The sequence below is a fragment of the uncultured Rhodoblastus sp. genome (genome assembly GCF_903903185.1).
In the GTDB taxonomy this organism is placed as follows: Bacteria; Pseudomonadota; Alphaproteobacteria; order Rhizobiales; family Beijerinckiaceae; genus Rhodoblastus.
Window position 1 is genome coordinate 1 of the sequence record NZ_CAIUXT010000134.1, and the last position, 12,363, is coordinate 12,363.

At 58.2% G+C, this 12,363-nt stretch carries 8 protein-coding genes and 3 pseudogenes; 5 read left to right on the top strand and 6 right to left on the bottom strand.

Annotated features, from left to right (window positions below; genetic code table 11):
- From QZY01_RS12060 to QZY01_RS12075, 4 genes and pseudogenes are all read right to left on the bottom strand, one after another.
- The coding region (locus QZY01_RS12060; RefSeq protein ID WP_294537498.1) for a S41 family peptidase at window positions 1-1,117 on the bottom strand (1,117 nt) is incomplete at its 3' end.
- Window positions 1,114-2,472, bottom strand: coding sequence for a peptidoglycan DD-metalloendopeptidase family protein (locus tag QZY01_RS12065; protein ID WP_294537486.1), 1,359 nt, complete (start codon window positions 2,470-2,472; stop codon window positions 1,114-1,116). The genes QZY01_RS12060 and QZY01_RS12065, both read right to left, overlap by 4 nt.
- A gap of 619 nt (window positions 2,473-3,091) precedes the next feature.
- A complete protein-coding gene (locus QZY01_RS12070) occupies window positions 3,092-4,672 on the bottom strand; it encodes a hypothetical protein (protein WP_294537487.1) in 1,581 nt (526 codons plus the stop codon).
- A 306-nt stretch (window positions 4,673-4,978) separates the two neighbouring features.
- Window positions 4,979-5,119: pseudogene (locus QZY01_RS12075) on the bottom strand (IS630 family transposase); the annotation flags it as partial.
- A 607-nt stretch (window positions 5,120-5,726) separates the two neighbouring features.
- Here QZY01_RS12075 and QZY01_RS12080 point away from each other — a divergent pair.
- Complete coding sequence (locus QZY01_RS12080) at window positions 5,727-5,891, top strand: hypothetical protein (protein ID WP_294537489.1); 165 nt, start codon at window positions 5,727-5,729, stop codon at window positions 5,889-5,891.
- On the top strand, window positions 5,888-6,544 hold the full coding sequence (locus QZY01_RS12085) for a hypothetical protein (protein ID WP_294537491.1): 657 nt from the start codon (window positions 5,888-5,890) through the stop codon (window positions 6,542-6,544). The genes QZY01_RS12080 and QZY01_RS12085 overlap by 4 nt, the downstream gene beginning before the upstream one ends.
- Window positions 6,545-7,429: 885 nt before the next feature.
- Here QZY01_RS12085 and QZY01_RS12090 read toward each other — a convergent pair.
- Window positions 7,430-7,747: pseudogene (locus QZY01_RS12090) on the bottom strand (transposase); the annotation flags it as partial.
- Between the two features lie 739 nt (window positions 7,748-8,486).
- On the opposite strand from QZY01_RS12090, the gene QZY01_RS12095 reads away from it, so the two are divergent.
- Window positions 8,487-8,939, top strand: coding sequence for a hypothetical protein (locus QZY01_RS12095; protein WP_294537492.1), 453 nt, complete (start codon window positions 8,487-8,489; stop codon window positions 8,937-8,939).
- 108 nt (window positions 8,940-9,047) lie between these two features.
- On the opposite strand, the gene QZY01_RS12100 is transcribed toward QZY01_RS12095, so the two are convergent.
- Window positions 9,048-9,830 (bottom strand): metallophosphoesterase family protein, encoded by a 783-nt coding sequence (locus QZY01_RS12100; protein WP_294537494.1) that lies wholly within the window; start codon window positions 9,828-9,830, stop codon window positions 9,048-9,050.
- 746 nt (window positions 9,831-10,576) lie between these two features.
- Between QZY01_RS12100 and QZY01_RS12105 the strand changes: the two genes are divergently transcribed.
- Window positions 10,577-12,127: a sugar transferase gene (locus QZY01_RS12105; RefSeq protein ID WP_294537496.1), complete on the top strand. Its 1,551-nt coding sequence runs from the start codon at window positions 10,577-10,579 to the stop codon at window positions 12,125-12,127.
- Window positions 12,128-12,197: 70 nt separating this feature from the next.
- Window positions 12,198-12,363 (top strand): annotated as a pseudogene (gene glmM, locus QZY01_RS12110) (phosphoglucosamine mutase); the annotation flags it as partial.

A 12,363-nucleotide genomic window follows, 5' to 3' on the forward strand; every position in this document is an offset into this window, starting at 1 on the left:
GGAAGTCCGGCTCGATGCCCTTGGCCTGGATCGAGCGGCCCGATGGCGTGTAATAGCGCGCCGTGGTCAGGCGCAGCGCGCCATTGTTCTGGCCGAGCGGAATGATGGTCTGCACCGATCCCTTGCCGAAGGAGCAAGTGCCGATCAGCGTGGCGCGCTTGTGGTCCTGCAAGGCGCCGGCGACGATTTCCGAAGCCGAGGCCGAGCCGCCATTGATCAGCACCACCACCGGCTTGCCATGGGAAAGGTCGATCGGCCGGGCGTTGTAACGCTGGGTCTCGTCGGCATTGCGTCCCCGCGTGGAGACGATCTCGCCATGGTCGATGAAGGCGTTGACCACAGCCACCGACTGGTCGAGCAGGCCGCCCGGATTATTGCGCAGGTCGAGGACATAGCCCTTGAACTTGTCCGCCGGGATATCCTTCTGGATCTTCGCCAGCGCGTCCTTGAGGCCGTCGAAAGTCTGTTCGGTGAACTGGGTGATGCGGATATAGCCGACATCGGGCTGATCGACATGCGAGCGCACCGACTTGATCTGGATGACGGCGCGGGTCAGATTGACGTCCAGCTTGTCCTTCTTGGGACCGCGCATAATGGTCAGCTTGACGTTGGTGTTGACGTCGCCGCGCATCTTGTCGACGGCCTGGTTGAGGCTCAGGCCCTGCACGTTTTCGCCGTCGATGGCGGTGATGAGGTCGCCCGAGAGGATGCCGGCCTTCGACGCCGGCGTGTCGTCGATCGGCGCGACCACCTTGACCAGCCCGTCTTCCTGCATGACCTCGATGCCGAGCCCGCCGAAGGCGCCGCGCGTCTGCACCTGCATGTCCTGGAAACTCTTGGCGTCCATATAGCTCGAATGCGGATCGAGCGAGGTGAGCATGCCGCTGACCGCCGCCTCGACCATCTTCTTGTCGTCGGGCTTTTCGACATAATCGGCGCGCACCTTCTCGAACACGTCGCCAAACAGGTTGAGGTCGCGATAAATGTCGGAGGCGGCGGCCATCGCCGAGCCGCCAAAGCCCGCGCCGCCATGCAGAAGATTCGTCCGAGATACAAGGGAAACGGCCGAGGCGCCCATCAGGACGCCCAACAGAACCAGAGATGTTTTGCGCATTATCCGCGAACCCTTTGAATTTCCGGTTTCGTCCACCATGGACCCGGATCGATTGCCGCCCCGTCTTTACGAAACTCAACATAGAGCACCGGCTGCGTCGCGCCAATGGCGACGGCGGCCGCCGTCTTCGCCCCACCATCCCCCATCGCGCCGACGGGTTCGCCGGCGAGTACGAATTGCCCGACCGCGACATCGATTCGCTGCATTCCCGCCAGCACGACATAGTAGCCGCCGCCGGCGTTGACGATCAAGAGCTGCCCATAGCTCCGCCAGGGCCCGCTGAAGGCGATATAGCCATCGCTTGGCGACGAAACAATGGCGCGCGGCCGGGTTGCGAGCGAAAGTCCCTTCTCCACGCCGCCAAATTCGCCGGTCGCGCCGAAATATTTGAGGACATTGCCGTTGGCCGGCAGCGACAGCATGCCCTTGGCGTCGGCAAAGGCGATGGCCGGAACGAGTCGCGCCGGATCGCGCAACGGCGCGCTGGCGAATCGCCGCCTCGCCTCCTCGGCCGCCTCCGCCGGGAGTTTCTCCCGATCCTCATCGGCCTTGCGCGCCTTTTCCGCGGCCTTTTTCGCCGACTCCAGCTCATTTTCCATCCGCGCCATGAGATCCTTCAGGGTGGCCGCCTGACGGCCGAGCTTTTCCGACCGCGCCCGTTCGGACGCCAGCGCCTCCTGCGCCTCGCCGATGGACTTTTGGCGCTCCGCGACCAGCGCCTCCAACCGCGCGCCCTCATGGCGCCGCGTCGCCGATTCGCTCGCCAGTTTTTCGCGCTCGGAGGCGATGGAGCGGCGCAGATTGACCAGATCCTGCAAATCATTGGTCAGCGCCTCGGTCTCGGCGCGCAATTGCGGCAGCACAGCGCCGAGCATCATCGAGGCGCGGATGGCGCGTAGCACATCCTCCGGTTGCGCCAGCAGCGCCGGCGGCGGCTTGCGGCCCATGCGCTGAAGGGCGGCCAGAACCTCGACCAGCACGGCGCGCCGGCTGTCGAGGGAGCGGCGGATCGCCGTCTCGCTGCCGGTCAGCGTATCGAGCCGGTTTTGCGCCTCGGCGGCCTTGTTGTCGGCCTCGTCGATCTTCTGCCTCGCGTCGAGCAGGGCGGTCATCAGGGCGGCGCGGTCGTTCTGGAAGGAGGCGATTTCCGCCTCGATCTTCTTGCGCTGCGCCTCGGACTGGGCGAGCGTGTCCTGCACGCCCTGAAACTGCACGCGCTGCGCGTCGAGATCGGCGGCTTTTTTGGCCTTGTCTTTGTCTTGCAACTGGCCCTGGACTTTCAGGGCGGGCGGCGCAGGATTTTCCGCCCGAGCCGGCAACGCGGCGAGCAGGCCAAGCGCGACAAGGCGCGCCAGCAAGGGCGCGCCTTTGTCACCTTGTCCTCGTCCGCCCGGATTCATCGTCGCCGCCCGCCCGATTCGTTGGCCTCAGCTTAAAGCCGCATTTTGCGTCGGCAATGGGGCGCGAGGAATTCGGGGACAGGATCGAATTGCGCGGTCATGGCAGCTTCAGGCTTGGCGCGAAATCGGGGCCGCCACTCGTTTACTGTCCCCTATTCCGGGTTCGTTACCTTTTGCCGGGGCGCGAACCGTTTCCTGCGCCGGGATTTCGGGTGCTTTGGCGGCGATCTTGGAATTGCGGATTTGGCAGGGTGTCACAGTAATCCGTAGCTGACTGCGGCCTGACCATCCCCAACCATGTCAACTCTAAATCGGCGAGATCCGGCTGCGGGAACCGACTGCGTCCGGGCTTTTCCGAGCCGAGGCAAAGTGACGGAAGTGTCGGAGTAAACCCTCGACACAGCCCGCCGACGCGCGTGTTCGCCAGGGTCATCGGCGCTCGACCGGCCACCGTAGATCACAACGACAGCGATCAAAGCCTCGGCTGCCAGGCCTGAAGACTCAGTCGCGAAGGGAAAATGATGTTTGAACGGCCCATCCTCCCGGGGGCCCGCCCGCAGGCCTCCGTCTCGCCACGTCAGTCCCTGCGCATCGCTTCCTTACCAGCATCATCGGAGGAAGGCCCAGGGCCGGTCGGCGCGAACCAGATCAGCGCCAAGGCCAGCAAAGTCCATACGATGATCCCCGTCGACGCCGGATGCCCGTGCATCCACGATCCGGCCGGAAAGACGTCGACGACGTCGAATCCGATACCGGCGAGCGCCAATCCGTAGGCCGAGAACATTAGCCACGCAACCAGGGGCCGCTCCTTTCGCGCCGCCGGCAAACGGCACCCGCCGCACGGCGGCAGGTCGCGCGTCGCCGCTGGCGTAACGTGGAACGTCCGCCCGCAGATTGGGCAGACAGCAGGCATCCAGCGACCAATTCGTTTACCCGTGGCGCGCCAGGCGACGAGTGGCGCCAGGAAGTCGTCGGGCATGTCGGCCGCAGTGGTGAGCAGCACGGCCCGCCCTTCGGTGTCGAACGTGATCAGCGATCCCGGGCCAGGATCGTCGAAGTCGACGGCATAGCCGAGACTCGCAAGTTGCTCGCGGAACGCCGGCCAACCCATCGGGGGCGGACGATCCCCTATCCGGCCCAGCCATCGGACGAACGCCGACCGATACGCCGTGGCCCGGTCGTAGGGCGGCGTGAACACGAACAGCTTTTCGTGCGCGCCGATGCGACGCAGGTGCTTCAGTTCCCAGCGCACTGCGTTGGTCACGGTGGATTCGGCGAAAACGCAAGTGGAAATGCGAGCGAGCCGGTCGACTTCCGCCTGCCAGGTCTCGTCCGTCACGTAGATCCTGATCGCGCCGAGCGGGACGATGTAGTCCGTGGGATTGCCGAGACCGACTAGCAATCCCAGTCGCTCGCGCGTCGCGTCCTCCATGAATTGCTCGAACGGGATGTTGAGGCGGTAGGAATTGGCGGCCCCTGTAAGTCCCAAAACGCCCCGCACGCCGGGCGCGCTCGTACGCGCGGCGAGGCCCTTGACCCACGCCCCGTATCTGGCGGCATCGCCTCGGACGAAGGGAAGGTCTTCCTGGCCGAAGGCTCGCAGGTAAAGCACCGGCGGACGGGGGTCGAGCGGGACCGCTTCCTGGTACGACGGCATCCGGCTCCGGTCGATCAGTTGGCGGCCCGCGAGGTAAATAAAGATCGCCGCCGGCACGGCTCGCAGGGCCATCCAAACGAACGACTTTCGACCCGCCAGCCAGAGGCAGATCGCGGCGATGCCAAGCGCGGCGCCAAGCGCCACGCAGATCCATCCGAACGCCAGAAACGGGATGCGGTTGCGACGCTCGTCGAAGGAGCGACCGCTTCGCCGGGGCAGAACCAGCACGGCCATCCACGCGATTGCGAGGTGGAATGCCGGCAAGATGCCCAGGAAGAGCCACCAGTCGGACTTGTCCAGCCTTGTCATGGCCACAGTCACGGCGCCGGCTACTGCGACCCCCCACGTCATGGCCACGACCATGTAAGCGCCCAGCGACCGATAGCCCTTCCTGCGGACCCGGCGGGACACGATCCATGACACCAGCATCATGCACGCTATGACGAAGAGGCCCGCCGCCGTGAAGAACATCATCGCGAGGTCTTCGGAGAGCCGCGTCATCACAGGACTCCCAAGCCGCCGGCCCTGGCGGTCGTCACGGCTCCGCTGCAGATTTTACGGTGAAATCTTACCCAATGTCCAAATGCCGCCATTGGACTGCATCCCTCGGATGAGACACGGCCCATGCGGTGACAGCGCCTCGCGTTTGACAAATTGCGTGTTGCGTTACGATGACGAGTTAAGGCGACGATCGCGAGTTACGGAGTTAAGGTGAAGCTTTACTAAAGTTACGGTAACGCTTTACCAATTCTCCGATTAAAACAGATTGCCTATAAGGATCGGAATTCGGAGACTGAATCAAATGCGCGCTTCGCTTCGCGCGCCGCCGTCGTAGATCGCCGCCAGAGCCGTCAGCCGCCGCGCTTGCGGACCATCTTTTGCGCGTCTCGCAATCGCCCGAAGTACAACCGCGTCGAAATCTTCCCGAAGCCTTATTGCCGCTGACATGACCAACGTCCTCCCGTTCGCCAAGCCGAATCAAATTTTAACCGATTCGGGAATCCCCCTCGTGAGTCTCCATCGGCGAGCTTTGGTATTATTCCTTGCAAAATCAGATGATGGCGGGCGTTGCTGGCGTGAAACGCGTGAAGGGTTGGCTTAGACACCCGAATCCTACGCCGTATCATGGCCTTAAGCTATGCGTGCCAGCCCAAAAATCACACGCTTGAATTATCCCGGCTGGCGGCGACGAGCCGCTGCGATTTGCATAACCCTGCCGAAAGTCACGATTCGCGAAACGCGTCGCACGCTGCAATTTTTTTCAAAAGAAAAAGTTTTTTTTAGAATGTATTGGCTCGCAGGGACCTCAATAATGCCCACAAAGGTGGATTTTTAGAACCGAAACGACGAAAGCGAGATTGTACCCAAAAATATAACATATTGAAAAAATTCAGGTTTTTGTGTTGGAGTCGAGAACATATGACATTTTGATTGAAAGGCGCTGATTTTTCGGAGTTCCGAAAAATAGTTGGCTCAATATTTGTTTTCGGCACCTGGGCATCCGCCGCTCAAGAGGAGCGGAGCGCCCACGATAAATGGTTTTTTGGGGAATGACATGAATATCAATTTGAAAACAATTGCCGGCGCCCTCACCCTTGCCGCTGCGATCGGTGTCTCAGGCGCTGCACAGGCGACGACCGGACTGAGCGGCGATGATTATGCAATTGGCTGTGGCGCGCCGGCAACGTCGCCAACGCTATTGCGGCCATCGATGCCATGAATTCGATTGTCACACTCACGGCGACGACGGTTTGTTTTCCCAACTGCGGGGGCGCGATCGAAGTTAACAACACTCCAGCGGCCTTCCTCGGTGGCAACGCGAACAATGTCTCTGCAAATACAATCGATAATGTGACCGGCGATGTTCTCGTGTTGACTGGGTCGATCAACGCGGCGACCGCCGGGAGCGCCAACTTCAGCCTCTGTTCCGACGACGGATCGAAAATGTGGATCAATAGCGCGGTAGCGGTAAACAACTATGGCGATCACGGCTTTGAGTATCATTCGGCGAATGTCGCCCTGACGGCCGGTTGGAATTCGGTGAAGATCGTCCAGTACGAAAACCGTGGCGGCGCTGGCTTGTCGGTACTCGAAAATGGCGTGGATCTTGGCGGAAACACCATTGCGAGCAGCGCTGTGCGGGAGCCTTCGACCTGGGTCATGATGCTCGCCGGCTTCGTCCGCTATCGCCGGACCAACCGGCTAATCAAGCGTCGCGATGAAAGGTGCCGCAACGTCGTGACGGTCGCGCTAATCGCCGGGGGGCCGACGCGGGGCTCGCTCAAGTGCAATTGGAACAGACGCAGATTTCTTCGGTCACAATCCGGAACTTCTCTACCTCTGAACAACGCCGACGGCGGCCCGCCTCTATGATCGCAAACCGCTCGGCACTATGTGAATAATTATTATTACGTCCATTATATTATCGCAAAATAAAACAAATAAATGCGCGTTTCCCGGACGGATGCGTATAAACGGATTATTATGTGCTGACTTTTTTATTTAATCACAATATTTACTCATATTTGAGATCATTGTAGGAGTCTCATAAGGTGTGGTGGGCCAAACGGACGGAGCTTTGTAGGGTGATGACTATGAAATTGAACGTTGTTTTTCTCGAGTTTCACGACCTGGTCGACGAGATTGTTGCTGACGACCACGTCGGCGATGACGCTTCAAAGGATCGCACATGACGTCGATCACATGGCGAGCCCCTGTCGCATGGATGGGCGGGATGATCTTCGGCATCCTGTTTTATTGGGCCGTCGGATCTCTGATTATAGGTTACGGTCAAGTCGACAACGGCGGCTCGGTCTCGACCTATTGGGCGCGATGCCAAACCGACAGCAGGCCGATCCGTGGCGTCTGCGCTTCGGCGTGCACGATGTGCCTCAAACACGCGCGGTGCGTTGAGAGGAACGCAACGCTCGGCTTTCATGCCGCAACCCATCGCATCGGAACGGACATGATGCTTGGGATGTATGCGCCAGCCCTTCGCTCCTACGTCAGCGCAAATTGTCTGAGTGGGAATTTATGTTGGATCACGGGCGCACAGTTGGTTGACGTCTTTCGGTATCGCGCCTGCTAACCGCAATCGTGCAGCGCCACGACCATTGGGCCGGCTGTTTTCGAATTTTCCGCCGCAGTTTTTCAAGTGCGGACGCAGTTCTCGCTCTCGTGAGGCATGCCGGAGATTCAAAGGGCGAGGCTTGGAGTTGACAGGAAGGGGTTGAAGACGGGCAGGTTCCGCCCCGTCGGTCAGGTCACGAGGCGCGGGATGCGCGTCAGCGCAAGACGCAGGATTTCCCGGACAGGACAAGCGTTCGGCGAATGAACCTTGATCATGGTCTTCATCTCGACGACGCGCGCGGCGATCTTGATCAGGCGCAATCGCAGCGTGTCGAATGGCGCGCTGCGCCAGAACGAGCGTTTGGGCATTGACGTCCGCAGGCCCCACATGATCCGCTAGGCCCCGGCATGCAGATACAGCCCGAACTGGTTGGCGGTCGCCGTCGAAAATGAGGTGCGGTCGGCAGCCAGATGCGTCTTCCATGACTTCAAGTGGATTTCCTGTCTCGACCCGGCATACGCAGCGCCGCCGTGACCATGCGTTTCCCTGGCGCCATTACGGCGCCCACGACCAACAATAGTGCGCGCGCCCGCTTCGGGCGCGTGGACAGGTACGCGAAACAGACCAGACCGGACATCATCGCCTCCCGCAGCGGAGATAGCGCGCAGGACTCTGGAATCGCGTGAGATTGTTTCATCCCATCGGTTTAATCGTTACACGTGGCCTCGGAAAACGCCCGAGGCTGAGACAATTTGACTCACCCCTTGTCGCTCTGGCCTAACGAAAATCCACCCCGCACGAAATCTTCCGCATCCCGTCACAACGCTGAACCGGATCATTTTCCGATAAAGTCGAGCCGAGTTGGCAATTTTTCAATGATCATTGATGTAGAGCAATGAAGCGTTCGCGCAATCGGTGCAAAAAGACTGCCTCTTTCCTCGGTGGAGGTCGAATTAGACTCGCATTTGAACGACGAGGGCGCCCGACTATGAAAAAGATGCCGACAAGGATTTTCGACGTTGTGGCGGCTGAATTGCAGACAGTCTTGGTTGACCGGTAGCGCCGCACGAGCCAAACTCGATATTTTTGAACTCTTCAAGACGCCTATCGCAGGAAATGCGAAGTCCAGCCAAATCGAAGGCGCCATTGGTTCAGCGCTGGGCGCAATCTTGGTAGCCTTTGCATTACATCAATAATCCCGCTATGGACTGCTTAATTTAAAGGCATTATGGATCGATTGTTGTAATGGAAAATAAACATAAGATAACGGTCGTTCCGCCAACTCGTTGGCGGAACGGTAGCGCTGCCCGCCAGCTTTACTTGGCAGCGCTGTTTTTTTTCACTGTGTTCATTTTTCGAAATGGAGTTATATCTTACCTATCTATTATAATTTCGGGTTGCTTCATTTATGCTGGCTTGGTTTTATTGATGGGCGTCGAATTAGTGGACGGTGAAATAAGCTTTCCGCGCACCATCGTCCGGGCTTTCCCCTTTCTGGTTGTGGGGCGCAGGAACCGGGCGGTCGCGGACCTTAATGAAATCACTTATATCGGCAAGTCCTTTGGTTCTGAATGGGTGACTTTGCGCTTCGGAGAAGCACAATATCCTGTGCCTTTTGCGTCGCGGAAACAGCGCCTGGCCTTTTTTGAGGCCATCCAGGCGCAAGAGCCGCGCGTCAAAATCTATCGCGCCTATTGAACGGCGCGATATGGGAGCCGCAATCCAAAAACATTCGGTTCGGCGCGGGAGCCAACCTCGGAAGAAAATTTGCTTTTCCCGGCAATCCGCCATGGCTTCATCGCGCTGTCATCCACGATCACCCCTCGACCGGCCAGTCGCAAGGAAGCGGCGCGTCTCGCCTTCAAGCACCAGAGCGGTTAGCACGGACGAAGCGTAGGCGCCCGTGTCGACGTTGATCCGGTGCGTTTCGATTTCCGGATCGTCCGTTGGCGTGTGGCCGTGCACGACGACTTTTCCAAAGGCTCCGTCGTATTGCAAGAACTCGTTCCGGATCCACAATAGATCTTCGGGCGCCTGCTGCTCCAAAACAACCCCCGGCCGGGCGCCAGCATGACTAAAGAAATAATCGCCAAGTGTAAAGCTGAGACGGGTCTCCTCAAGAAATCGTCGATGATGGCAGGGAAGCGTTTCAACCAGCGCTTCCCGAGCCAGGTCATAGCCCGCGCCGCGCATCGCGTTCACAACATTGACGCCATAGGAATGCAGCGTTTCAAGACCTCCAAATTTGCGCCACGAGTCGAGAACGGAGGCGTCCGACAGGAATTGAAGAAAGACCTCCTCATGATTGCCGCGCAACGGAAGGATGGAAGTGCAGAAATCTCCGGCGCTCAGCCTTTCGAGAACGCCAGCGGATTCAGGGCCTCGATCGACATAGTCACCCAGGAAGACGGTCAAAATGTCGGTCGGCGCAGTTTGGAGGTCGGATTTGATTTGCCGTTCGAGATCATTCAACAAATCGAGGCGACCGTGGATGTCTCCAATGACGTAAAGACGTGTTCCCTCGGGAAGGGTCGGAGCAAGGACCTTTTTCCTTCCAAATAATCGCGACAACGGGAGAAACGACATCATTCCGATCCAATTTATAAATGACGCCAACACATTTTCGAATCAGCGTGACGGGAAGCCTTGCCAACGGCCATCCACTCGCAAACTGACGCCGCTACTGGAAATAGTCTCTCTTTTTGTCAAAAGTCCGATTGCCATCGGGAATGGTCCCAATCGTGTCTGCCGCCAACGCCGGTTCCGACGAGGATCGATGGCGATCGTCGCTAGCGCGGCACATTGGGTCGACCTTCGAAGGCATTTCCGGAATGCAAAGACGCTCCTGCCAAAAACTCCTCTGAAACAAACTGCTGCGACAGCATTTCTAAATTCGCCGCGGTCCCAAAATGCAGCCCGAGACCTGTTTATCGATTTCGGGGGGTGTCAAGGGCGTCGCGAGGGTTCGCCAGTCGGGCACGACGAGAGAGGCGGTGATCGTCGGGTATGTTCGACGATAGGAGACAAACGACTCCAACTGCGTGAAAAACAATGAAAACGCCACAGACCGATGTCGGCCATCGAATTGCCCCCGCGCCCCTCCGCTTATTTGGATAGGCCGCACTCCGACCGCGTGTCAGAAAGCCAGGGCCAGGGCCAAGAGACAAAATTATTCAAACGACGCCAAGCCGTTTAGAATGGTTATAAGCTAATGTTTTCACTTGATGAAACGAATTTCTTGACGTAATTTGCAAACATGATTGCTAGGTCAGGTCCAAAGTCTCTGTCGGAAAAAAACGGTTTTTTATCATCAGTTGCGGAACGGAGCCGATTGCATGCGTCTAGCCGCACCAACTTCGAAGACCCAGTTGCTCGGTCGACTTTCGCCATTTGACGTTTTCTGGGCGATCCTCGCTCCATTTGTCGCCTTGGCGCTACGTGATCCAGCGCTGCTGGATTTTGACGGCCCCAACGATGTCTTTTCCCATAGCTATCAATTTGCCGCTGTGACGATGATATTCGCCATTCCTGCTTTCCTGTTTTTCCGTCTCGGCAATGGGATGACCCGTTTTTTCGCGGCCAAGGATCTTGTTTCCATCGTCTTGGCCACGTTGACTATTGTCGCGGCGAGCGCCGTTACGCTTTTCGTCATCAATCGCCTTGAAGGCGTGCCGCGTTCGACCCCGTTGATTTATGCCATGGTTCTCGCGGGAGGCCTTTTCGGCGGACGAGCTTTGGCGAGATTGTCGGGATCCGTGCGGCTTAACGATGTCGAAGAGCAATTGGAGCCGCGCCTGCGCCGTGTCGTCGTGATCGGAATGAATCGATTTGCTGCGCTAGCGATCAAGCTTACCGATTGCCAGCAGCCGCGCACCATTCAAATTGTCGCCGCGCTCGATCAGCGTGAGCGTCTGAGCGGGCGGACGATGGATGGCGTTAAAATTGTTGGTCGTCCAGCCGATCTTGCGGCTGTAATAGATGAATATGCGGTCCATGGCATAGAAATCGACGAGGTCTGGCTGGCCGATCATTCCATCACACATGAAGAAGCGGCGCGTATTGAGGAGCAATGTCTGGCCATCGGCCTGAAAGCCTGCTCCATATCTCATGCGCTCAACCTGACGGCGCAAAAATCGCCAGTCCTTCGCGCCCCTCGCCCCGACGCGCCCGTCATCGCGACGAATGCCGGTTATTTTCGTTTCAAACGTGCGCTGGATGCTGTCATCGCGACGATCTTGCTGATTCTGCTGGCGCCGATTGCGCTGGTTATCGCCGTCGTTACTTATAACGATGTCGGCGCGCCCGTGATCTTCTGGCAGCGGCGTATCGGGAAAGGTGGACGCGAATTCGTCCTCTTCAAATTCCGGACCTACCGGGCGCCCTATACGAGAAACGGCGAACCCTTACCAAGCGAGGCCCGGTTATCGACGATCGGCAACGCCATTCGGTCGACGCGACTCGATGAAATCCCGCAACTCGTCAATATTTTACGCGGCGATATGACTCTGATCGGCCCGCGGCCGCTGCTGCCGATGGATCAACCGGAAGATCCGACATTACGCCTGCTTGTGCGTCCCGGAGTCACCGGTTGGGCGCAGGTCATTGGCGGCACTTTGGTGACCGCTGAAGAAAAAGACGCCCTGGATGTCTGGTATATTCATCATGCGTCGCCGTTGCTGGATCTCAAGATCATTTTTCGGACGCTTAAAATCGTCTTTCAGGGCGAAAACAAGCACCAAGATGCGATTACTGTAGCATTGAAGTGGTATGACAATATGCGGCCGATTGATAATAGAATAATTGTTAAGGAAGTTAAGGGAAATGGGCAAGATTTTTCGTGTGTTGGTCAGACGTATTTTGAGGATGCGACCTCTCCGACTATTTGATTTCATAATATTTAGGGATTTTGTTTTTATGACTTTTGCAATGCCTGTTGTTTATTGGAGATCAGCTTAAATGAGCCGCAAATATTTTGGCGCCAATGGCATTCGTGGCCTCGCCAACACAGTGATCACGCCGGAACTGGCGTTGAAGGTCGGACAGGCGGCAGGGCTGGTTTTCCAGAACGGCGACTATCGCCATCGCGTGGTGATCGGCAAGGACACCAGGCTTTCCGGCTACA